General features: G+C 60.0%; 16 protein-coding genes. 3 read left to right on the top strand and 13 right to left on the bottom strand.

The features are described 5' to 3' along the window. Nucleotides 1-32: 32 nt before the first annotated feature. The 10 genes from VQ071_RS01950 to VQ071_RS01905 form a co-directional block, all read right to left on the bottom strand. Complete coding sequence (locus VQ071_RS01950) at nucleotides 33-911, bottom strand: carbohydrate ABC transporter permease (protein WP_340512152.1); 879 nt, start codon at nucleotides 909-911, stop codon at nucleotides 33-35. Between the two features lie 15 nt (nucleotides 912-926). After that, entirely contained in the window at nucleotides 927-1,823 is an 897-nt protein-coding gene (locus VQ071_RS01945) for an ABC transporter permease (RefSeq protein ID WP_340512151.1), read from the bottom strand. A 285-nt stretch (nucleotides 1,824-2,108) separates the two neighbouring features. Further along, nucleotides 2,109-4,088, bottom strand: a complete 1,980-nt coding sequence (locus VQ071_RS01940) for an alpha-amylase family protein (protein WP_340512150.1) — start codon at nucleotides 4,086-4,088, stop codon at nucleotides 2,109-2,111. Nucleotides 4,089-4,109: 21 nt separating this feature from the next. Continuing rightward, nucleotides 4,110-5,438: a hypothetical protein gene (locus tag VQ071_RS01935; protein WP_340512149.1), complete on the bottom strand. Its 1,329-nt coding sequence runs from the start codon at nucleotides 5,436-5,438 to the stop codon at nucleotides 4,110-4,112. Nucleotides 5,439-5,458: 20 nt separating this feature from the next. Beyond that, nucleotides 5,459-6,304: a carbohydrate ABC transporter permease gene (locus VQ071_RS01930; RefSeq protein ID WP_340512148.1), complete on the bottom strand. Its 846-nt coding sequence runs from the start codon at nucleotides 6,302-6,304 to the stop codon at nucleotides 5,459-5,461. Further along, nucleotides 6,304-6,993, bottom strand: a complete 690-nt coding sequence (locus VQ071_RS01925) for a carbohydrate ABC transporter permease (RefSeq protein ID WP_340512147.1) — start codon at nucleotides 6,991-6,993, stop codon at nucleotides 6,304-6,306. Before VQ071_RS01925 ends, VQ071_RS01930 begins: the two co-directional genes overlap by 1 nt. A gap of 209 nt (nucleotides 6,994-7,202) precedes the next feature. Beyond that, the gene (locus tag VQ071_RS01920) at nucleotides 7,203-8,507 is read right to left on the bottom strand and encodes an ABC transporter substrate-binding protein (protein ID WP_340512146.1); all 1,305 of its coding nucleotides are present in this window, start codon (nucleotides 8,505-8,507) and stop codon (nucleotides 7,203-7,205) included. 108 nt (nucleotides 8,508-8,615) lie between these two features. Then, nucleotides 8,616-10,241: a response regulator transcription factor gene (locus VQ071_RS01915; RefSeq protein WP_340512145.1), complete on the bottom strand. Its 1,626-nt coding sequence runs from the start codon at nucleotides 10,239-10,241 to the stop codon at nucleotides 8,616-8,618. A gap of 9 nt (nucleotides 10,242-10,250) precedes the next feature. Beyond that, on the bottom strand, nucleotides 10,251-12,047 hold the full coding sequence (locus VQ071_RS01910; RefSeq protein WP_340512144.1) for a cache domain-containing sensor histidine kinase: 1,797 nt from the start codon (nucleotides 12,045-12,047) through the stop codon (nucleotides 10,251-10,253). Nucleotides 12,048-12,065: 18 nt separating this feature from the next. Further along, entirely contained in the window at nucleotides 12,066-12,929 is an 864-nt protein-coding gene (locus VQ071_RS01905) for an AraC family transcriptional regulator (RefSeq protein ID WP_340512143.1), read from the bottom strand. Nucleotides 12,930-13,048: 119 nt separating this feature from the next. Between VQ071_RS01905 and VQ071_RS01900 the strand changes: the two genes are divergently transcribed. Continuing rightward, nucleotides 13,049-14,209 carry a glycoside hydrolase family 88 protein gene (locus tag VQ071_RS01900; RefSeq protein WP_340512142.1) on the top strand — a complete coding sequence of 387 codons (1,161 nt, stop codon included), beginning with the start codon at nucleotides 13,049-13,051 and terminating at the stop codon, nucleotides 14,207-14,209. Nucleotides 14,210-14,361: 152 nt separating this feature from the next. Beyond that, a complete protein-coding gene (locus VQ071_RS01895; RefSeq protein ID WP_340512141.1) occupies nucleotides 14,362-15,792 on the top strand; it encodes a sialate O-acetylesterase in 1,431 nt (476 codons plus the stop codon). Between the two features lie 65 nt (nucleotides 15,793-15,857). Here VQ071_RS01895 and VQ071_RS01890 read toward each other — a convergent pair whose 3' ends face one another. Both VQ071_RS01890 and VQ071_RS01885 read right to left on the bottom strand, forming a co-directional pair. After that, nucleotides 15,858-17,138, bottom strand: a complete 1,281-nt coding sequence (locus tag VQ071_RS01890; protein WP_340512140.1) for an ArsB/NhaD family transporter — start codon at nucleotides 17,136-17,138, stop codon at nucleotides 15,858-15,860. A 145-nt stretch (nucleotides 17,139-17,283) separates the two neighbouring features. After that, nucleotides 17,284-18,159: an AraC family transcriptional regulator gene (locus VQ071_RS01885; RefSeq protein ID WP_340512139.1), complete on the bottom strand. Its 876-nt coding sequence runs from the start codon at nucleotides 18,157-18,159 to the stop codon at nucleotides 17,284-17,286. Between the two features lie 147 nt (nucleotides 18,160-18,306). Between VQ071_RS01885 and VQ071_RS01880 the strand changes: the two genes are divergently transcribed. Beyond that, nucleotides 18,307-20,289, top strand: a complete 1,983-nt coding sequence (locus VQ071_RS01880) for an alpha-amylase family protein (RefSeq protein WP_340512138.1) — start codon at nucleotides 18,307-18,309, stop codon at nucleotides 20,287-20,289. Between the two features lie 164 nt (nucleotides 20,290-20,453). Here VQ071_RS01880 and VQ071_RS01875 read toward each other — a convergent pair whose 3' ends face one another. Next, nucleotides 20,454-24,347 carry a discoidin domain-containing protein gene (locus VQ071_RS01875; RefSeq protein WP_340512137.1) on the bottom strand — a complete coding sequence of 1,298 codons (3,894 nt, stop codon included), beginning with the start codon at nucleotides 24,345-24,347 and terminating at the stop codon, nucleotides 20,454-20,456. Between the last annotated feature and the right edge of the window lie 79 nt (nucleotides 24,348-24,426).

Raw genomic sequence — 24,426 nt, 5'->3', positions numbered from 1 at the left:
TATGGATATTGTTAACCCGGATGAACCGGTGATTAACCTTTGACGGAGCCGAGCAGCGTCCCCTTGACGAAGTACTTCTGGAGAAAGGGATAGACGCACATGATCGGCAGCATGGTGACGACCAGCGCCGCCATCTTCATCGCCTGGCTGTTGGTCGGCGCGTTCATCGCATCCGCCGCGCCGGTCGTAGAGGGATCGGCCGTGCCGTCGATGATGATCTTGCGCAGGATCAGCTGGAGCACCTGCTTTTTCTCTTGCCGAATGTAGAGCATGGAGTCGAACCAGGCGTTCCAGTGATCGACGGCGGCGTACAGCGCGACGGTCGCCAGAATCGGCATCGAGAGCGGCACGACGATTTTCCAGAGGATATACACGTCGTTCGCGCCGTCGATCTTGGCCGACTCCTCCAGGCTCTCGGGCAGCGAGCCGATAAAATTGCGCACGATCAGCAGCATGAAGGCGCTGACGGCGCCGGGCAGCACAAGCGACCAGACGGTGTTCATCAAGCCGATATTTTTGACGAGCATATAACTCGGGATGAGCCCGCCGGAGAAAAACATCGTGAGGACGATGAAGCCGGTCCAGAAGGCGCGGTGCGGCAGCTGCCGCTTCGACAGCGGATAAGCGCCGAGGAAGGTCATGACGATCGTGATGGATGTCCCGAGGACGGTGCGGATCAGCGTATTCTCGTAGCCGGTCCAGATGGTCTGCTTGTGGAACACTTGACGGTAGCCGCTGAAGTCGAACGCAGTCGGGATAAGGTGGAAGCCGTACCGGTTGACTACGGCCAGCGGGCTGACGGAGATCGTCAGCACCTGCATCATCGGCAGGACGATGGTGAGCGCCAGCCCCGAGAGCAGCGCATAGACGGTCAGACTGAACAATCGGTCGGACATTCGGCGGTGCTTCATGCGGATCCCTCCTTTCTAAAGGATGGTGTTGTCGCTGAATCTGCGGGCGATGAAGTTCGCGGACAGCACCGCGACGAGCGCCGCCACATTTTTGAACAATCCGACCGCCGCCGCGTAGCTGTAGTTCATCTTGGCGATCCCCTCTGAGTACGTATAGGTGGAGATGACATCGCCCACGCTGCTCACGTTCGCGTTGAGCAGATTGAAGATCTGGTCGAAGTCGTCGTTGATGATCGACCCCGAAGTCAAGATGACCATGATGACGATGACCGGCGCGATCGCCGGCAGCGTGATGTAGTACATCTTCTGCAGCCGTCCGATGCCGTCTACCTCCGCCGCCTCGTACATATCGGCATTGATGCCCGCGATGGCGGCCAGGTAGATGATGGCGGAGAAGCCGACGTTTTTCCATACTGCGGTACTGACGAGTACGGTCCGGAACCAGTGCGTATCGGCGAGGAAGAAGACAGGCTTCAATCCCAGCTCCATCAGCACGATATTGATCGGCCCCCTGCTCGGCGACAGCGCTTCGATCACGATGCCGGACAGCACGATCCAGGACAGGAAGTGCGGCAGGTAGCTGATCGTCTGCACGATTCGCTTGAAGCCCGGCCTCATCACTTCGTTGATGAGCAGCGCCAGCACGATCGGCGCCGGGAAGCCGAACAGCAGCTTGTAGGCGTTGATGATGAGCGTGTTCTTGAGCACCGGCACAAAGTAGAGGCCCGAGAACAGCTCTCTAAAGTGCTTCAGGCCCACGAACTCGCTGCCGGATATGCCCTTCAGCACTCTGAAATCCTGAAAGGCCATCAGCACGCCGTAGATCGGCGCGTAATGGAACACCGCGAAGTACGCTACGACCGGCAGCAGCATCAGAAAAAAGTAACGGTAGGCGTAGTAACGCCTGATCATGGCTGCATCCCTCCTCCCCTTCGTTGTAAGCGGTTACGATTGCCGCGAATCCAACGTACATCGACTTCCGGGGGCGTGACAATGACGCATTTCTATAAAGAATGGCGATAATTTATCGCTTTTCCGGATCTGTTCAAAATGGCGATTTCTTATAAAATCGCTATTTTTTGAAGGCCGTCATCGTGCGCGCCATACGGTTGCCGTCGTCGGTTCAATCGCCGGTCAAAGCGCCGGTTATAAAAAAACGGGAAGCCGGCTCGCCGGCGTTCCCGTCGCATGGATCACTCAAAACTGCAGCACAACCATCTGATGGCCGTTCAGCTCGGGCACCTTGAAGGCGACGCAGAACGCATCGTCTCCGTCTTCTTGCCGGCAGTCGAACGGCAGCGGCGTCCGCTCGGGCGCCAGATAAACTTCCGCCGGCGGCTTGCCGCAGCGGACCGCGACCGCTACGTTGTACAAAGGAACGATGTCTTCGATAATCTCGATGCCCTGACCTCGCTTGACCGGGGAAGCGTAGAGCAGATGGACGACGTTCCGGTCGAACGCCTCCTGCCTCTGGACCGTGACGACGCCCTGCGCGGGCAGGCCGGTCTCCAGCGTCTTGCGCGGGAGCAGCCGGTCGAGCGCGTGCCGGACGAGCGCCTTGGACACATAGCTGCCGACGGTCGCGTATTCCTCGAAAATCGGCCAGCTCACGTAGATGCCGTTCCCCGATTCGACGATCGCGGGACCTGCGTCCTCCGGCGAATTCGGAAAATGCTGATGCGAGCAGTAGGCGAACAAGTCGCGGTTGTAATACGGATTTTCCAGTCGTCCCAACGGGCGCCCCCCGTCCAACTCGACGAGCTGGCTGCGGGCATAGAAGACGCAGGACGCGCTCCCCAGATCGGATAGCGGGAAATCCGGACGAATGTAGGCGGGGCGGTACGGATTCTCTCCCGTCCAGCGGACGCCGAGGTCGATCGCGAACCGGTCGCCTTCCTCCGTCAGCCCCGATCTGCCCGAGGCCAGCACTTGGCCGCCGTCGGCCAGATATCGCTCGAGCTTGCCCCGGAGCCGCGGCCCGAGGAGAATAGCATCCGGCAGGATAAGCACCTTGTAGCGCCCGAAGTCTGCCTCCGTATCGACGACGTCGAACAGATACTTGCCCTCCAGCAGCATCCGCACGGCGCCGGTGTCGGACCCGTTGCCGAGGAATCCGGTATCCGCGTCCGATACCGCTTCGACCGACAGCACGGCGATGTCGGCGACGTTCGTCGCGCCCGCGCACCAGGCTTCCTTCTGCGCCACTTCGCCGTAGGCGCTGCCGATCAGCCGATAGGTCGCTTCGTCCATCAAGCCCTCCGGATGAAGCTGGTCGCCGACGGAGCACCGCGCGCCGTTCGCCAGCGAGAGGGCCGTCTCGTAGCGCAGCGCGTTGGGATGCTTGTAGCCGCCGAACTCTCCCCAGTGCGTATGGAACTTCCCGGTCATCCCCAGAAACTCCATGCCGAGGTTCTGCACGTACCGCGCGGACAGCGGGAAATGATCGTAGCCGTAGCCGCCGGTAGGCAGCGACTCCAGCTCCAGATGGGCGTTCATCCGGATCAGGTCACGCCGGCCGCGGCGAATATGCCCGCCGTTGTGGAACACGCCAAGCTCCGGCTTGATGCGGCGGACGGCTTCGTTGACCCGGCTCGTGTACTCGGCATACACCCGCTTGCCCAGTTCGCGCACCGCGTCCGCGTCCCGCGGGTCCTGCCCTTCCCTGCGAAGCGCGGCGATGCAATGATGGCAATAGCACATTTTCTCCCCGACGATGTCCAGGAACAGCCCGTCGGCGTCGTAGGCCGCGACGACCTCCTCGATCTGGCGGATCAACGCGTCCAGATACGGGGAGTTCATGCACAGCAGCCGGTAAAAAGGCTGCAGGTAGTCCTGCCGGGTCGGGCTGAGTCCCGCGGCATCGCGGACGAGCCATTCCGGATGGGACTCCGCGAGGCGTTCGTCCAGCCCGGCCGACACGTAGACGGGCGTCCTGACGCCGATCTCGCGGGCGGCCTCGATCATGGCCCCCAGCAGATCGAAGTCAAGGCCGGGGTGCATCGCACCCGCCGCCGTCGGGTGGTACGACCAGCCATGATGGCATTTGGCGAACAACGTGATCGAGTCCACATGGCCGAGCGTCAGCATTTCCTGAAACTGCGTTTTGGAAAAACGGCTGCCGATCTGCTGCAGCAGCTCCGAATTATGAAAGTCCAAGTGTACCTGTCTGAAGCGCATGACTGTAACCCCCGGCCTTGTTCAATCTGTTGTTGGATTTGCTTGCAGGATTAGCGTGACGGTCTTCGGCATCCCGTTCAGATCGAACCGCATGAATGCTAATTGCTCCTGCACGATAACCGCTTCGATAACCCCCTCGCACCGGACGATCTCATAGCCGGACAGTTCATCCCAATAAGCCAGGCCAAAAGGAACGGCCCGGTCATGATCGATCGTGTATTCAATCTCGATCGTCCGCTCGCTTCGGACGAAGCGGCGAACGAAGACGTCTGGAATGGATTCTTTGAACTCCTCGTTCATATCGGTTTTGCCGAGATAATTTCTCAGCATGTGCGGGCTGCTTTTCCCCTTGATAAATGCCATCTGACATTCTGCGTCGTAATACAGGAACGTGCGCGGCCACGGACCTTGCGCGATGCCGCCGCGCAGCATCGTGTATGCGTTGAGTTCGGGTCGGATGTCGCAATCGTCGACCAGCATATAGGAGGAAGCGGTGGAAGCGTAGCGGCTGCGATAACGTTCGACCGCGTCGGGCAAATTCATCCGGGTCACCGGATGCGCGGTCACATGCTCGAAGAAGAGCGCCAGCATGTCGGCGGATGTCTCCACATCTTCGGCTGAGCAGAAGGAGAATCGCTCCGAAACTTCCATCTCGTGCGATTCCTGCTGCTGAACGAAAAAGACGTCGTCATTGCTGTCGGTATTGCGCAAATAATCTGCAAACAGCTTTTTCCAGTATTCGATATTGTCTCCCGTGCACAACCCGGCCCGCAGCACGTCGTTGGGATCACTGGAGTAGTAGACGGCATCGTCGGTATGAAGCGCGAGGTTCAAATCCCGGGCCGTCCATTCGACCGCTACGACCTGCCGCCCGGACGGGAGCTTGTAGCCGCCGGGGTCGATATACCAGAACCCCCACGGCACACCGCGATGCGATATGCCGTCCCACCACGATTGCTGCCAGCAATATCCCCACAGCCCTGCGAAGCCTTGCTCCTCGATAATCCGAACAAGGTCGTTCGTAATGAAGCCCGTTGCGAGCATCTTGACCGATACCCAAGGAAACGCACGCGCGAGAATATCCCACTCCGCCGCGATCTTCACGCTTAGTTCAGCCTCGTCCGACGCGGCGGGACAGGCCAGAATGACGCTGTCGCCGAATTGTTCGTGCCACACCGCGATATCGGTCTGCAGCTTGCCGATCGCGTTGCTGTCCACAATCCAAGTCACCGGAATCTCGCGCCTATGGGCAAGCTCCGCAATCCGCCGCGCCCCTTCGACCGCCACTCCGCGATCTGCGAAGGATGCGGCATAACTGACAAACGTATAGATCAAACGTTCCGGCTGCATCCGTACCCCCTCCAATCTCGTTATCCTTTCAAGCCTCCGCTAGCCAGCTGCTGGAAAAATCGTTTCTGCACGAACAGAAACAACACAATCATGGGCAGCGTCGCGAGCGTGCATAAAGCGAATACGGGCGCCCAATCCATCGTTTTCTCGCCTTTGAAATGATAGATCATGCTGACGACCGTTTGTTTGCGCTCGTCGTACAGAAATAGCAAGGGACTCGAGAAATCGTTCCAGATGCCGAACGCCGAGGTGACGATTACCGTGCCGGTCGCCGGGAGCAGCAGCGGGAAGACGACGCGCCAATACAGATCGAACCGATTGCACCCGTCCAGTTTGGCCGCCTCGTCGTATTCCCGGGAAATGGCTTTGGTGAACCCGACGTACAGGAAAGTCGCAAGCGGGATCGACCCGGCCGCATACAGCAGTATGAGAAACGTTCGCGTATTCATCAGATGCAGGGTGACGCCCATCTTGTAGAGCGGCACCATGCTCACCTGCAGCGGGATAATCATTCCCGTCAGAAGAATGTACAAAATCACCTGGAAGAAGCCCTTGCCCGCCCTGCCGATCGTGAAGCCGGCCATGGAAGACAACAATATGATCAGCGCCAATGCGCCCGCTGTGATCACAACGGAGTTGAACAGCGATTGCAAATAGTTGCCGCTCGCGATGGCCGTCCGGAAGTTTGCGATATGCGTAAAATCCGGGATGTTGTAAATGTCGAAAATGCGGTTTTCTTCCTTAAAGCTGTTCACGATCAAATACAGAAACGGAAAGAGCATGAGCGCGCCGAACGCCGCCAGCACGATCTCGATCGACAGATCGGCCCAATTGCTGCGCCGGCGCTTGCGGGCTTGCTTGACCATCAATACTCGACCTCTTTCTTGCGCGAGAAATGCAGAAGCGCCAGCGTGCAAATCGCGATGACGACAAAGAACAACACACCTGCCGCCGTCGCGTATCCCAGCGTCTGATACTTGAAGGCGATTCGGTAAATGAGCAGCGAGATCGTCATCGTGGATCCGCCGGGCCCGCCGTTCGTCAGGATAAGCGGCGCTTCGAAATACTTAAGCCCTCCGATGAGGAGCAGAAAGTTGATGATCGTAATCGAAGGCGCCAACAGCGGGAGGGTGATATAACGGAAGCTTTTCCACCCGGCTGCGCCTTCGATCCTCGCCGCTTCATACGCATCTCTGGGGATGGCCTGCAATCCGGCCAGCACGATGATCGCTCCGAAGCCGGCGGACTGCCACGTATTGAACAGGATCATGGCGTTCATCGCCGTCCGCCTGCTGCCGAACCAGTCTCTGACCCAGCCGTCCAAGCCGAGACCGTGCAGCAAGGCATTGACGATTCCGTCATATTGAAGAATCGCGCCCCAGATCATGGACATGACCACGATGCTCATAATCTGGGGCAAGTAATACACGGTTCTCAGCAATCCTCTTGTCCTGAGCGGTCTATTGAGCGCCAATGCCAGGCCGATAAACAGCGGATTGCCGATGAGCAAGGTGGCCACGAGAAAATATGCCGTGTTTTTCGTGGCCTGAATCAACGATTCTTCCGTAAAAATGCGTTTGTAATTGTCGAACCCGATAAAATTCGGCGACGTTATGCCGTCCCATTGTGTGAATGAATAGTACAATGAGCTAAAAAAAGGAAAGTGAACGAAGAGGATAAACAGGACAAGTGCGGGAAGCACAAATGCCAGGGATACGAGAAAATCTTTATGTTGAATGCGCAATCGTCACACCTCATGATCCGTCATTGCGGGATATTCACAAGCGTGCTTTTGTCGGTGTCGTACAGCTTCTGCAATTGATCCAGATCGCTCGGATTCCATTTCTTGTCCGCAAGCGTCTGGGCGATCATATCCCCGAACTTCGTGTTCGTCGAGCCGGGCCAGAAAGCGCCGATCTGTTGGCTGGAAGGCAACGCCGACAGCAGATCCACAATTTCTTTCATCGACTTCTGATCGTAATCGACGGAAACGCCGCTGACGGTCGGCAGTGCGTTCGCCGTTTTCAGATACAGCGGCAGAAGCGACTTGTCGAACATGATGACAGCAAGATCCTTGGCCTGCTCCAGATGCTCGGACTTGGCGTTAAGACTAACCTTCTTGTCCCCGCCGGCCACCAGCGTCGCCTTCCCGTTCTCGTCCCGAATCGGGAAGTATCCGATCTCGAACGAAGGCTGCACCTTGGCCGTCAGATCCCCGAGGAACCAGTTGCCGTTGATGACCATGGCGCCTTTGCCGTCGGCAAACTGCTGTCTCAACTGGTCGTAGCCGATGCTGAACGCGTCCTTGTTGAAGTAGCCGTTCGCCGCCAGCTGTTCGACCATCTTCATGCCCTTGGTCAGCTCCTGGCCGTTGAATTTGGCCGTGCCGTCATGGATCGCCTTGTCGAAGCCAGGGTTGGCCGTATAGACGGCGGAATGATTAATCGTGACCCCGACGATGTTGGCCGTCCAGGAATCTTTCGCCCCTATCAAAATCGGCGTGATGCCGGCCGCTTTGATTTTATCGTTCGCGGCAATGAACTCATTCCAGTTTTGCGGCGTGTTGATACCGAGATCCGCAAAAATTTTCTTGTTGTAGAACACGCCCGTCGTCACCGATTCCAACGGAACGCCATACAGCTTGCCCTCGTATGAATCCTGGCTTTTCAGCCCTTCGAACTCATCCGCCGCGAACGGCAAATCGGTCATATCCGCCACGTATCCCGCTTTGCCGTATGCGGCCGGACTCTGGTTGATAATAATGTCCGCGGCTTGACCCGCAGCCAGTTGAGAGGTCAGCAGACCGTTCACGTATTTATCGCCCTCGTATTTCTTCCAATCGATGACCGCGTTCGGATATTTCTGCTTGAACTTTTGCTCCACGGCGTCGGCCCACGCTTTTCTTTCCTCCCAGTAGGACACCGTGATTGTAAACGCTTTCGAAGTTGCGCCTCCAGACAAGCCGGACTGCGAGGATGCCGAAGAATCCCCATTACCTTTGCCGCACCCGGTAGCGATCAAGGCGATCGCAGCTCCCACCGAGAGGGCAAGCCCCCATGATTTTTTCATATTATGCTCCTTTTCTGCGAAAAGCTGAAGTGATGTGCTGCAATTCCACTTTAACTGCGATCACCTCAGGTTAGAATGCAATAATATGACGTTTTCACATATAATATTTTATCCGGGGGCGGGCGAGCCTCCGTTGGATCGGTAGGCAGTCGGACTGCAGCCATAGTGCTTTTTGAAGACGTTGCTGAAGTAGCTCGCATTTGAAAATCCGACCAGGCCGGCGATGTCGTCCAATCTCAGTTCGGATTGCAGCAACAATTTGACCGCCTGCGTCATGCGGACTTCCAAAATATATTCGCTGAACGTTTTGCCGATTTGCTTTTTAAAAATTTTGGACAAATACGTTTCATTCAGATGAAAATCCTCGGCGATCAGAGACAGGCTGAGTTCGTAGGCGTAATTGTTGTCGATATAATCGCGAATCGCGTCGACCATGACCGCGGTGCCGGACTTCTTGGATTCCCTGATCGTTCCGATCACGTATTCGGCCAACCGCATGATGTTCTTGAATATGTCCTCGGGCGATTCGAATTTCCAGATTGAGTAATAGCAGACCCATGTATAATCCTGAATGTCCGCAGCGTTATGATTATACTTGCGTCCGACGCTGCCGAGCAGCATGACGACCCGCATGATCCGGATGAAGTCCTCCAGCGGATTGACCGGCTTGTCCAGAGGAAATAAACTGCGATAGTGAAGCGCGAACGCTTCGCCGTCCTCTTTCTCCAGCGCCAGCGTCAGCCTTTTCTCCAGTTCGGGCAGCCACTCGCCACCGCTCGGCCATGCCTCGTCGGCCGCCCCGTCCACCGGCAGGTTGGCGGCCGCGCCACTGCGACTCCATGAAAACAAGCAGGATAAATAACCGGTTTTGAGGCCGGCGAACGGGGAACACGGGCGTCCGACGCCCAGCTTCGCTTCGATGCGCAAATACCTGCCCAGGCTGTCCTGGATCTCCTTCGCCGCCTCCAGAACGTACGAATCGCGTTCTCCGCCTAGCCGAACGATAAAAAACATCATATTCGCAAAGTTATAGTCGTGAAAAACGATCATCCGGTCTCCGTGCGCATGCGCAATCTCGCGGCACAACATCTGGAAAGCCAGTCTCATTCTGTCCTGGCCTTGACGTCCTCCCCCCTCCAGCCGTCCGGGAGGAATTCGCATCTCCGCGCCGATAAATTGAACGAGGCCTCCTTCGTGAAGAATACCGTCCAGCTGCAGCTGCGAGGCGCGTTGGTCCAAGACTGCGCCGTCGTTTACGGTCCCATTCACCAGTTGAAGCACAAATTGCTCCCTCAGCATCAGCACGTTCTGGTTCAGCTTCCATTTCATCAGGCTTCGTTCCGTCTTATCCTGGCTGCGCTCCTCCAGCTTGCCGCGCAGCTTGTCCAACACCTGAATGAGCTCGCTGCGCACGACCGGCTTGAGCAAATAGTCCGCGATCCCGTACTGGATCGCCGTTCGCGCATAGGCGAAGTCATCGTAACCGGATATAATGACGATCTCCAGCTCCGGGAACGCTGCCGCGCATTGCCGGATCAGCTCGATTCCGTCCATACCCGGCATCTGGATATCGGTGAGCAGCACGTGATAGTCTCTCCCGCTCAGCAATTCCAGCGCCTCCTTGCCGCTAGCCGCCTCCCCGCCCACGCGGAAGCCCGTTGCCGGCCAGTCGATCAAGCATTTTAGCCCGTTGCGCAGCTGTGTCGAATCGTCGGCGATCAATACGTTATACATGATTCAAGTTCACCTCTTGATGTCGGGTATGAAGAAGGTAATCGTCGTGCCACGATTTTCTTCGGAGGTTACGGTGAAGCGAAACGCCGCGCCGTAGAATAGTCGGCATCTGGCAAGCACGTTGCGCAGCCCGATCTCGCGTCCGCCGTTCTTCAGCATGCCGTGACTCGGCTGCTCCTCCGCCATCAACGCGGCAACCAGCTGCGGCTTCATGCCGATGCCGTTGTCGGTGACCGCGAGCTGCACATGCTCCCCGCACATCCTCGCGTCGATCGCCACTTCCGCCGTTCTGTCCGTATTCAGACTGTACTTCACGGCATTTTCCACGAGCGGCTGCAAGATGAACTTGACAATCTGAATGCGCTCCAACCCCGGCTCCTCCCGAACGGATACATCGATAGCGTCTCCATGATAGGCGTCCAGAATGCCGATGTAGCGCCGGATATACAGCAATTCCTCGGATAGGCTGACCAGGTTGCTGTCCAGCTTCAGCGAATACCGCAGCATCTGGCCGAGCGATTCCGTGACGTCCATCACTTCGTCGTTTTTTTTCTGCGCAGACAACGCGCTGATGACGCCCAGCGTATTGTACAGAAAATGTGGGTTGATCTGCAGCAGCAGCGCCTTATATTCGGTATCCTTCCGTTGCACGATCAATTCATATTGCTTGTCGATCGAGCGTTGAAGATTTATCAGCATCGTGTGGAATACGGAGATGACGTAGCCCACTTCATGATTGCCCGCAAGCCGCATCGGCGTCACTTCCTCGGCCGTTTTCCACTCGCCTTGCTCCGCATACCTCATCGCTCTGGCCAGCTTGGAGAGGGGCCTGGCGATCCCCGCAGACAGCCAGTAGGCGCACGGCAGAATGAGCAGCAGCAGCATAGCCGACAGCAGCAGCAGCGAATGCTTCGTCTGTGTTACCTTCGCATACAGATCTTTGCGCGGCACCCAGCCGATTAGAATCCAGTTGACGCCCTCCAGCTTGCGATAGAAAATCATGCTGTCATCTTTGCTTTTCTTCATCTGCAGCTGGCCCGCTTCTTGCGCATCCTGCGCGATCGCCTGCAAGTCCGGCCTAGACAAGCCGCTCACGCTCGCCGTATCCTGTCCGAGAATCGAATTGCCCTCCCCGTCGATCAAGAAGACGAGGCCGCTCCGGCCGAGCTGAATTTTCTCAAGCGGCTCCTTCAGCAATTGCGTCCTCACATCGACCTTCAGCACGCCGACCTTCTCCAGGGAGACCAGGTTTACGATCGGCAGCGTCATGCTGTTAACTTCTTTTCCTTGCCCGTCTCCCGAGTGCAAATGGACTTTATGCGCGTTCAGCCACGTGATCGATTCCTTCGCGGCCTTGTACCAGTCGGAAGTCAAATAAGAATCATCGGGCGCATCGTCTTCCAGGCTGATCGTATGCCCATCGTTGTCGTACACCTGGATCGAATCGACCGTCGGATTGAATTGCAGCAGCGAGTAAAAGGACTTGAGCAGGTTTTGCGTAATCTTGAACCGCTCGTATTCGTTGAGATCGTTCCTGAGCTGCGCCGCCGTCCATTGTTGCAGCCGCTCGCTGTTGATCGCCTGCTGTCCCACATTCTCCGTCTGCCCCATCACGGTATGTGTGTACGTCGCGTACTGGTCCATCGATTGCAGCGCGGTCGTTTCAATGGACTGGCCGATCAGTTTGTTCGCCTCGTTGGACAGCAGCATGATCACGATGGTGAACGGGACGATAAACAACACGAAAAACGTCAACGCCACCTTGTTGCGAAGCGAATAAATCATACCCGGTCGCTTGTGGATCATGTTCAGCTCGCCCTCGCTTCACGTGTGGTTGCGGTATTTCAACGGCGTGATGCCGACGATTCGTTTGAACAGCTGAATAAAGTAGGGTGCGTTCGGCAAGCCGACCTGGGCTCCGATCCGTTCCACCGGCAGCGTTGTCGTCTGCAGCAGCCTGCACGCGCGCTTGATTCTGCGGACGGACAAATAGTCCGAGATGCTGCTGCCCGTCTCCCGCCGAAACAGGCGTGAGACGTAAAATTTGGACAGATGCAGCTCGTCAGCCAGACGTTCGAGATCGAACTCCTCCTGGTAATGTGCCTCGATCCACTGCATGATCGTCTCCGAGTAGGACCACGGACGGCGGGACAGCGGGGCTTCATTCTCCTCATCTTCCTGGCCGGCGGATTCGATAAATGTCATTAGCTGGGCAAGCAGCAGCGACGCTTCCTCCTCCGTCTCTTCTCTGCCCCGCAACGCCGCCTGCGCATAGGCGCCATATGCCCATTCGAGCCCCCCCTGTTGCAGGTCCGCCCGGTATGCGCGCTGTTTGCGGCTGCTTGTGCACAAACGGGCGAACTGCTGCCGGCGCCGCGGAAACGCCGCTAGCAGTCGCTCCATATAATGCGGGTCACCGTGCACAATCGTGCGTTCGTAGGGATGACCGGGACCCACGCTCGCATGAATGTAGTGCAGTTCGAACGGCTGGAAAAAAAACAGCATGCCGCCGGTCAGCTCATAACTCTGCCCGTTGACGATGACCGTCCCCTGCCCTCCGTGCACATACAGCAGCTCGCAGCATTGATGCCAATGGTAATAGCCTTTGAAGCTATCCTCCGATTTTTTGCGGTAAGCGAGGTCGAACGGCTCCCCGCCAAACCGGATATGATCGAATGACTTGTTCATCGCAACCTCCACATAGGACAACATTGCAATATTTTAGACCATTGTAACGCAACAATCCGGATTTGGGGAGCGATATAATGACAATTAAATCAGAATATTGTCAATGGGAGCTGAGAGGGATGACGAACAAATCGGAAACAGCGGAGCTGCTGGCTCGTCTGGAGGAGAAGGTAGACCGGATGATCGCGCAATTCGGCGACAAATGCCCGCACTTCGCGGGAAAGGACGGCATCTACGACGATATGGGAACGGACTGGTGGACGTCGGGCTTCTGGGGCGGACTGCTCTGGGTCATGCACGGCGCGACGGGCCACGACCGCTACCGTGAAGCCGCCTGGCATTGGGACGAGACGATCGAGAGCTGGTTCGTCAAGCCGACGGATCAGTTGAACCACGACGTCGGCTTTCAGTTCCTGCCGACGGCCGTCATCAAGCATACGGCCACGGGGGACGAGGACGGACGCCGTCGCGGCCTCGAGGCGGCCGACTTCCTGGCCGGCCGGTTCAATCCGGCGGCAGACTTCCTGCGGGCCTGGAACGGCGACAAATACGGATGGGCGATCATCGATTGCATGATGAACATCCCGCTGCTCTTCTGGGCGACCGAGATGACCGGAGATCCCAGATATAAGCATATTGCCCTCCGGCATGCGGACACGGCGCTTCGCTATTCCGTCCGCGAGGACGGCTCGGTCAACCATATCATCTCGTTCGATCCCGAGAGCGGCGCCTATCTCGGATCGCTCGGCGGGCAAGGCAGCGCGCCGGATTCGGCCTGGAGCCGCGGCACCGCGTGGGGATTGTACGGCTTTGCCGCGGCCTATCGCTGGACCGGCGACGTCAAATACTTGAACGCCGCCAAGCGGATCGCCCATTTTTTCGTCGCATCGCTGCCTGACGATCTCGTGCCGTACTGGGACTTCCGGCTGGACGACCTCGATGGCGAACCGCGGGACACCTCCGCCTCCGCCATCGCCGCGTCCGGCTTGCTGGATATCGCCGACTGCGTCCCTTCCGCCGAGCGGAGGACGTACCTCGAGCCGGCGAGACGCATCCTGGCTTCGCTCACGGATCGTTACGGCACGTGGGACCGGCCCGGGCACGAAGGCATCCTGATCGCGGCGACGGGCCACAAGCCGGGCAACGGCTGCATCGACGGCTCGCTGATCTACGGCGATTATTTCTACGTCGAGGCCGTCGCCAAGCTGAACGGCTGGAAGCAACGGGTATTCACCCCGCATCCGCAGGTATGCGCGGAAAAGCCGGCCGTCTCCGTCTAGCGGGGCAGTCGGCGCCGTGCGAGACCGCGGCTTGGGCATGCCGGAGACTGTAGTGCTTCCGCAATTTGGGCGTATCGGATAATGGGGCGCGTCCGCATTCGAACGGCGCGGGCGCGCGGCTTTTCATCAAGCAGGCAGGAGGCGGCTTCAATATGGGATCGCAAATCGGCGTCATCATCGAACAGGGACCGCAGGCTTGGCAGATTTTGCAGCAGCATGAAGGCGCGGCCGTCATAGAAGCAAGCGGCATGTGGGAGCCTCCCGATTCCGGCGCGGTCGGCGGCCAGGTATACGCCCGCGTCGTTCAAGAAGCGACGTCGGAGATCGTCGTCCCTTGGCGGCGCGCCGAGATGCCGGACGGGGACCGGACGTGGCGGATTCGGCTGGAGGGCGTACCGTGCGGCGGCCTGTACCGGTTCGAGACATCTCTGCAGGTAGACGGCAATCCCGCCATGGAGTGGAACGTTCGCGGAGATATGATCCATCATCTCGGCGTCGGCGATCTGTGGGTGATCGCGGGCCAGAGCAATGCTTCGGGGTTCGGCAAAGGCCCGGTCAGCGACCCGCCGGAGCCCGGCATTCATCTGCTCCGCAACAGCGGAAGATGGGACCTGGCCACCCATCCCTTCAATGAATCGACGGCTACGGTGCATGCGGAAAACCGGGAGATGACCAATCCGGGGCACTCGCCTTACCTTTCTTTTGCCAGATTGGTCAAGCGGGAGACGGGCTGGCCGATCGGCCTCGTCCAGACGGCGCTCGGGGCATCGCCCTTAAGCAAGTGGAATCCCGAAGAGGACGGGACGCTCTACCGGATGATGCTGGAGGTCGTGGCGTCGGTCGGCGGCAGCGTCCGCGGCGTGCTGTGGTATCAAGGCTGTTCCGATTGCGGTCCGAACGATTCGCAGACGTATCTGAGCCGGTTCGGAGCCATGGTCGATCGCTGGCGGCGCGACTGCCTGCAGGAGGAGCTCCCGTTCCTGACCGTTCAATTGAACCGGCATACCGTGCCGAACTCGCCGCCGGAATTCGACGTCTACTGGGGCTCCGTCCGCGAGCAGCAGCGGCGCGCGGCCCGGGTGCTCCCGCATGTCGCGGTGGTGCCCGCGCTCGATTGCCCCTTGTCGGACGAGATTCACAACAGCCCCGCGGGAAACCTGTTGATCGGAGAGCGGCTGGCACGGGCCGCGCTGTCTGAAGTCTACGGCCGTCCGATCCATTATCGGGCACCGGAGATCGCCGCTGCGCGCATAGTGTCTGTGGACTTAGAAGAAGCCGGCGCGACGATCGAGCTAACCTTTGTCAACGTCGCCGGATATCTGCTTCCTACCGGTCCATTGGACCGTATCTTTACGGTGGAAGACGCCGAGGGACGCATTCCCGTCAAGCAATGCGAGATCGTCGGCCGCAATGCAATGAAGCTGACGCTGACGCGGGCCATCCGCGGCGAGAGCCGTCTGCATGGCGCCTTCGAGCGGAATCCGATCGCCCATTTGCCTGTCGACAGCGATACGTACATGCCGCTGCTCGGGTTCTACGAATTTCCGATATCTCCGGCACAGGCCGATGACGCTGCTGATTAAACAGACGCCTGTACGCGCCTCAGAACAATAGACGGCAGCGCCCCTGCCGCTGCCCGTGTCGCGTGTTACATCAAGTAACGCAAGTAAATATAAATGCTGCACAGCGCGACCGACAGCAGCATGAGCGGGAACCCGATCTTCATGTACGCCCAGAAGCGAATCGGATGCCCCTCCTTCGCGGACAAGCCTGCGGCGATCAGGTTGGCGCTGGCGCCGATGAGCGTGCCGTTGCCGCCGAGACAGGCGCCGAGCGCGAGGCTCCACCAGAGCGGCGCGAGATCGGTCACGCCCATCCGGCCCATCTCCTGGATCATCGGGATCATCGTGGCGACGAACGGGATGTTGTCGAGGAATGCCGAGGCGATCGCGCTGAGCCACAGGATGAGCATGGACGAAGCGGCGAGATCGCCTCCCGTCCATGCGATCGCACGCGCGGCGAGCTGTGCGATGACGCCGGTCTCCACGAGGCCTGAGACGAGCACGAACAAGCCGATAAAGAAGAAGATCGTCGTCCACTCCACGCGCGTGAACGCTTCCTCCAGCTTCCGTTCGCCCGCCATCAGCAGGAGCAGGAATGCGCCGGCCAGTGCGACGGTCGCCGTCTCCAGCTGCAAGGACTGGTGGAGGAAAAACCCCGCGACCGTCAGTCCCAGCACGATCAGACTCTTCGCGAGCAGCCGACGGTCCGTGATCAGGTCCGAGGCATCCATCCGCGACAGCTCCGCCTTAAGCTCCGGCGTCGTGCGGATCTGCCTGCGGAACAGCCAGATGTAGAACGGAATATGCGCCAGCAGCACGATCGCCGCGATCGGCGCCAGATTCCAGATGAACGACATGAACGTCAGGCTCTTGTCGGCGCTGCCGATCATGATATTGGGCGGATCGCCGATCAGGGTGGCGGTTCCCCCGATATTCGAGGCCATGAACTGGGCGATGATAAAAGGGACGGGCGTCACCCGCAGCTGCCTGGCGATGCCGAACGTGACAGGCGCCATCAGGAGCACGGTCGTCACATTGTCGAGGAAAGCCGAGGCGACAGCCGTCAGCACCGCCAGCGAGACGAGAATCCGCACAGGCTCGCCCTTCGCCCATCTGGCCGTCATGACTGCGATCGCCTTGAACAGGCCCGTATCCGATATGATGCTGACGATGATCATCATCCCGACGAGCAGGCCGAGCGTGTTGAAGTCGATATGATGAAGAGCCGTCTCCTGATCGACGATGCCGCCTGCGACCATGACGATGCCGCCCAGCACGGCGACGACGGTGCGGTGAATTTTCTCCGATACGATCAGCCCGTAGATGACGAGAAAGATGCCGATCGCGTAGTATGCCTGCTGCTCCATAGATCCTCCCGGGCCGGACGAAAAAAAAGAGCCTGCGACATGCAGGCCCCGCTACGTTCGGCATTGCGTTCGTCCCTTTACTATAACGAAGTGCCCGCAGCAAAGTAAAGGGAAGCGCGCCCCTCGCCATCTCGCCGTACTCGTCCTAAGCATACCCCGCGTGCAGCCTCCGGTAGGCCGCGGGCGACATCCCCGTCTCCTTGCGGAACAGCCGGCAAAAGTAGTTCGAATCCGCGATCCCGACAGCCTCGGCGATCTGCCTCACGGACAGCTCGGACGATTGCTCGAGCAGCCTGCGCGCACGGTCGACCCGGATGTGGCGCACGTACTCGACCGGACTCATGCCGATATGCCGCTTCATGCAGCGCGCAATGTAGTCCGGGTGAAAATGAAACGCCCGCTCGAGCGTCTCGATCCCGAACGGCTCGCATGCCGCATCCCGCAAAAAGGCCGCCGCCTCGGCGGCGAGCCGGCTCGAGCGGGTGTCTGCCGCCGAACCCCGGACGAACTGCTGCATGACGGACAGCAATTGGATAAACGCGCCTTGCAGGCGCCATACCGCGTCGATCGTCAGCCGGTCGTGCAGCTTGACCAGCCGGTCGAGCGCGGTCCAGGCCTCGTCCATCCGAAAGGCGCCGGACTTCGGGATATAGACGGGCTGCTTGCCCGGCTGCTCGTCCTTGTCCGTCCCCTTGCGCAGCACGAGCGGCCAGGGGATGTCCTCCGAATCCACAGCTCGGTGTCCGGAATCGTGCTTGACGTGAATCCAATACAGCTCCGTATTGTCCTCGCAAGGACGATAGCCCTCATGTACCTTTCCCGGCTCAAGCACGAGCAGTCGATTCGGTCCGATTGCGTATTCGATGCCGCCCTCCATCATGTACAGGCAGCCGGTCTTGACGAAGATGATGTCGTACAGGTCGAAGCAGCGCCGGAAATGCTGCATGCCCGGGCGCCATGTCCCATAGCCTGCCGTCACCAGCTGCGGCATCGGCGGAACCTGCCACTGGATGCAATCCATGCCGTCTCTCCTCGCTTATGCGACGTTTGCATTCATCATATAACGTGAAGTCGCTATTGTGCTATAAAATGTCGGTTCGATGTCTATCTGCCGGAGGCGTCCCGCCTTACACTGATAGCAACTCATCGATTTGCAGGAGGGAAAAGGATGCGTTATCGTCAGGTTCATCTGGACTTCCACACTTCCGAGCTGATTGAAGGCATCGGCTCGGCGTTCTCGGCAGCACAATTCCAGGACATGCTGAAGCTCGGTCACGTCGACTCGATCACCGTATTCTCCAAGTGCCATCACGGCTGGGCGTATCACCCGTCCGTCGCCAACGAGATGCATCCGCATCTCGACTTCGATCTGCTCGGCGCGCAGATCGAGGCCGCGCACGCGATCGGCGTCAAGACCCCCGTCTATCTGTCCGCGGGCCTCGACGAGAAGCTCGCGCGCGTCCATCCCGAATGGCTGGTCCGCCGCATCGACGAATCGACACAGTGGGCGCCCGATTTTGTCACGCCCGGCTATCACGAATTTTGCATGAATACGCCGTATCTGGACGTTCTCGTCTCGCAGATCGAGGAGGTCGTGCAGAAGTACGACGCGGACGGCATCTTCCTCGACATCGTCGGCGTGCGCCAGTGCTACTGCCAGTTCTGCGTCCGAGCGGCGCGGGCGCGCGGCATCGACCCGCGCGACAAGGACGCGATGCGACCGCTATGGGAGCAGACCTATCTGAACTACGCGGCGCGCACGAACGCGGCCGTCCAGCGCTATCGTCCGGAGCTGCCGGTATTCCACAACGGTGGCCATATCCCCCAGGGCCGGCGGGACCTGGCCTTCCTGAACACGCATCATCTCGAGCTGGAGTCGCTGCCGACGGGCGGCTGGGGCTATGACCACTTCCCGCTGTCCGCGCGGTACGTCCAGCAGCTGGAACGCCCCTTCCTCGGCATGACGGGCAAGTTCCATCTGTCCTGGGGCGAGTTCGGCGGCTTCAAGCATCCGAATGCGCTTCGCTACGAGGCGGCGCTGAGCCTGGCCAACGGCGCCCGCTGCTCGATCGGCGACCAGCTGCATCCGGACGGCTTGATGGACGAGGCGACGTACCGTCTGATCGGAGAGGCCTACCGGGAGGTGGCGGCCAAAGAAAGCTGGTGCGAGGGTACGCGCAATGTGGCCGATATCGCCGTCTTCGGCGTCGAAGCCTCCGGCCTCTTCGCCGGGGCGGGCGGCAATCTCGCCAAGGCCGACAGAGGCGCCGTACGCATGCTGCTGGAGACGCACCGGCTGTTCGACATCGTGGACGCGAGCTCGGACTGGACGCGATACCCCGTGCTCGTACTGCCCGATCTGATCTCGGCGGACGACGGCATCGCGGCCAAGCTCGAATCCTACGTGCGCCAGGGCGGCAGGATTCTGGCGACGGGAAGCTCCGGTCTGCGCCCGGACGGCTCCGGCTTCGCCGTCGACTTCGGCGCGCGCTGGACGGGTGCGAACCCGTACAGCCCGGATTACTTCGTGCCGGCCGAGGCGTTCGGTCCGGGCGCGGGATCGGCCAGCGTCATGTACGGCGCAGGCCAGCGGATCGAAGCAGCCGGCGGCACCGTGCTCGGCTGGCGCGAGAACCCGTATTTCAACCGGGACGTCTTCTCCTTCTCCTCCCACCGCCATACGCCCAACGATAAGCGCCACCGCGAGCCCGGCATGATCGAGCACGACGCCGGCATCTACATCGCGTGGAGCGTCTTCGGCGACTACGCGGACAACGGCAGCCTCGTTCTCCGTCAGATGGTGGACTATGCGCTCGGCCGGCTGCTCGCCGCACCGACGCTGCGGGTGACGCTGCCCGCGCAGGGCGTGACGACTGTGCAGGCGCAGCCCGCGCATCGTCGTCTCGTTCACCACCTGCTGTACGCATCGCCCGTCCGGCGCGGGCGTGACGTCGAGATCGTGGAGGACGTGGTGCCAATCTACGACGTTGCATGCACGATACGCACGGATCGCCGCGTGAGGAGCGTCTACCTGGCGCCGCAGATGACCGAGCTGCCGTTTACGGCGCAGGACGCCGAGGTCAGCTATACGGTGCCGGTGGTCGAGTGCCATCAGATGGTCGTGCTGCAGTTCGAGCAACTGCCAGATTAAGCGTACCGCGAGCCTGTGGAGTACCGCCCTCTGTTCTCGTCCAGAATGGCGGCAGTGGAAATTTTACGCATGCAGCGCCACCACGAGACAAGATGGCTGTCATAGAAAAGATCGCCCCCCGCTTGGTTACAAAACCTCGCGGAGTCGGCGATCTTTTTTTCCTATTAATGAATTGTCAGATTAAAGCCCGGCTGCAGGTAGTACAAGCTCGGGTAGGCGATGTTGCTCGTCGTCAGACCGTTGAACGTCGCCGAACCGTTGCCGGTATAGGTGTAGATCGCCGCCCCCTTGTGCGGTCCGGAGAAGCGCGACGTCGTCACGCCGTCCAGTCCCGTGCCGTTGATGTTGATGTTGTTGAACACGATATTCTCGAAGCCGCCGCCGTAGCCGAACTGGATCGCGTCGCGCTGCGTGTTGAGGATGTCGATGTTCGTGAACGTCACGTTGCGGATGGCGTCGTTCGACGCTTCGAGATCGATCGCGCCCCGTTCGCCGTTGTACAGATCCTGGCTCGTGCCGCTGTTGATGATCGTCGTGTCCGAGAATACGATGCCCGTATTGTTCTGGAAGTGATAGCCCGGGAACACGGTGTTCATGCGGATGCCGGAGCCGCCGACCGTGTCGACGATCAGGTTGTGATCCGCCTTGTGACCGCTGCCGCCGAAGAAGGCGATGCCGCCCGCGCGCCAGTTGTTCTCGATCGTGTTGTAGGAGAATGTGTTGTTCACGCCGGCCGGCGCGCCGTTCGTATTGCTGGTCCAGACGGCCAGCGCGTCGTCGCCGTTGTTGCGCAGGTTGCTGTTGCGGACGATCGAGTTGCTCGTGCCCTGGGCGAAGTTGACGCCGTCGGCCAGATTGTTGCGGATGCGGCTGTTCTCGATCGTCAGCCCGTTGGCATAGATCGCCGGGGTATGCGCATAATCGCCGACCCAGAAGCCGCACTCGAAGTGCTCGATCCATACGTCGTGAATCGTGGAGTTCGAGCCGAAGTTATCCATGAAGCCTTTGTAAATCGCATTCTGTCCATAGCGCGAGCGAAGCTTGGAGTTCATGTACACATTGCTGAAATCAAGCTTGCCGGAAATGCGCAGCGAGATGCCGCCGCCTGCCGCGTTCGGGTTCGTGAACTGGATGTTCGTATGCCAGATGCCGGCGCCCGTAATCGTCAGGTTGTTGATCATATTGTTCGCCGAACCGATCTCCCACATGCTGCTCAGGTTAAACGTGCCCTCCGGAATGTACAGCGTCTTGCCTCCGGCGACGGCGGCCGTCACCGCGGACTTGAACGCCGCCAGATCGTCCTGTCCGTCGTTCGCCACCGCACCGTAATCGGTCACCGATACGGCATTGGTCGGACGGGCGACCACAGTCGGCACGGGCTCGATCTCCAGGAAGTCGACGCCGTATTCGAGGCTGTCTCCATTGCCTTTCTGTATCCGGATCGTGTCGCCCGGCGCGAGCGGCGTATCCAGCTTCCAGTGTACCTCGTCGAAGCGGAAAAGCGGACGTCCGCCGCCCGGCGCATCCGCCGGCATATCGCCGGAGAAGTACTGCCAGTTGTAATACGAAGACAGCGCGACAGTCTTCACCTTGGTCCCGTTGACATAGACGTCAAGCGAGCCGTTCAGGCCCATGCCGTCGCTCGAGTCGGGCATCGTGAAGCGCATCGTGACGCCCGCGCCGCCCTGTCCCTGGCGCACGGTCCACTGCGCATAGGCGCCGCTGGCCGGCAGCGCCACGTATTTCTGACCGGACGCCTCCGAAGCGATGAGCGCCTGGTCGAAGTTCGGCGCAGCCTGCAGCGTCGCGCCGCCGCCTCTCGTCGCGTCCTCCGTGTCGTACCGGTAGTACGGCATGCTCGCGCCGCGCGCGGCATAGACGGTCAAGCTCGTCGTGCTCGTATTGTTCGTTTGCTTGGTCGGGACTTCGTTGCCGTCCGCAGCGACGGTCGTCGTCACCGTGTAGCTGCCGGCTGCCGCCGTCCATGTGCCCGGGATGGCGACGTTGACGGAGGCGCCTGCCGCGAGCGACCCGCTGTAGGAGCCGTTCAGCGTCTGGAGCGTCGTGCCCGCGCCGTTTTTGATCGCGACCGAGATCGCATGCGCGCCGCCCGCCGAAGCGACCGTGCCCTGATTTTTGAGATTGACCGTGAAGCTGACCGCGCTGCCCGCTGTCGGGGTGCCCGGCGACCACGAGGCCGCGGCGACCAGATCCGAGCTGGAGACGGGCGCTACGACGAGCGGCGCAGCGTTCGTATAGCTGTTGTTCGCTTCGTTCTGCTCGATGACTGCGTTGCTCTCGTCGACCTTGGCCGAGAGCGTATAGGAAGCGGCGGTCTTCGCGCCCGCGCTCACCGATACGTTCGCCGTAGCGCCTGCGGCCAGTGCGCCAACCTGCGCGGTGCCGGCGGCATCGCCGTTCAGGTAGAAGTTGACCGTCGTCGCGGCGGATGCCGCGCTGCCGATATTTTTAACGGTCGCGTTCAGCGTGAGCGCGTCAGTCTCGATCGGCGAGGCCGGCGACCAGGACATGCCCGTGATCGTCAGGTCGGGATTGGCGGCCGGCGTGCCGAACACCTGGAATTCGGCGATCTGCCCGGCGGGCGCGCCGGTGTTCGCCGTGATGTTCAGCTGCAGACGCTTCACCGTCGCCGTCACGGGGATCGTCACCGTGTTGCCGGATGCCGGGTTAAACGTATAGGTCTGCGAGGAGACCAGGCTCGAGAAGGTTGTGGTCGACTGATTGTGGCCGAGCACCTGAATCGTCTGGGTGCGCGTGCCCCACTCCGTCGCCGGGTTGAGCTTCAGCACGATGGACGTGATGTTCTGGTTGGCGCCGAAGTCGAGCGTGAGCGTGCTCGGATTGCCGCCGCCTTCCCAATACGTGGCGGTGTTGTCGTCGTTCGCATTGGCGGCCACGAAGGACTGGGTGTTGGAGGAGGCGACGATCGGCTTGCCGATCGCAATGTTGCCGCTTGGCGGCGGCGTGGCGGTCGGCGTGGCCGTCGGGGTCGACGTCGGTGTTGCCGTCGGGGTCGACGTCGGCGTGGCGGTCGGAGTCGCCGTTGGCGTCGCGGTAGGCGTGGCCGTCGGGGTCGACGTCGGCGTGGAAGTCGGCGACGTGCCGGCATCGACCGTGATCTGATCCAGATTCACGTTGGCCGAATCGCCCGCATCGTACTTGTACGCGATCGTATTGCTGCCGGCATTCAGGCTCAACGCTTCCGTCTGCGTACCCCAGGTGTCCCAGTTGGCCAGGCTCGCGAGCGTCGTCTGACGAATCTTGACGCCGTTCACGTAGACGGACAGCGTCCGGGAGGCGCCGTTCGCGTTGGCGTACTTCAGCGTTACGTTCCGGCTGCCCGCTGCGGACACGCTGACCGTGAACGTCGTCGTGGCCCCTTGCGTCCAATAGCCGTCGACGAAGCCCGTTCCCGCGTAGCCCGCATGATCCGTATTCACCTTGGCGCCGCCGGACAGCGCGGCAGCTTCAGCCTGGTACGTGCCCGGAGGCGGCGTTGGCGTCGGTGTCGGCGTCGCGCCGGACGCGCCGTAAATCTCCAGCTCGGACAGCTGAGCCGCCGGCCAGCCCGTATTCGCGGTGAAGCTCAGACGAACGTACCGGGTGGAGGCTGCCGTGAAGTTGATCGTGACGGCGTTGCCGGCCACGGCCGGATTAAACGTATAGTTCGCAGAGCCGACGATGTTGTTAAACGTAGAACCGTTCGCGCTGCCCTGCACGGCCAGCGTCTGTGTGCGCGTCTCCCAGCTGGACGGCAGCTTCAGCACAATCTGGTCGATGCTGACGCTCGCGCCCAGGTCGACCTGAATCCATTGCGGAAAAGCATTGTTCGTGCTCTCCCAATAGGTGCTCGCGTTGCCGTCCTTCACGTTGTCCGGCGCATACGTCTGCGATTGTCCGCTCGCGGTAATCGTCTTGCCGATCGTCAGATTCGCTCCTCCGGCCGCGAACGCGGGAGCAAAGGTACCTGCCGCCGAGATCCATCCGGTGATCAGCAAAATCAGAGCGAGCGTCCATGCTGCGTGCTTGTGTCGCATTATAATCCTCCTCGAAATGGAATTAAAGCCGATGTCCGAAGCCCGGCGCACCATGATAGCGGTTACAATTTGCAATGGA

This window comes from Cohnella sp. 56 (assembly GCF_037963805.1).
Lineage (GTDB): Bacteria > Bacillota > Bacilli > Paenibacillales > Paenibacillaceae > Cohnella.
The sequence above is the reverse complement of the archived record's forward strand: the minus strand, read 5'-3'. Positions and strand labels throughout refer to the sequence as shown.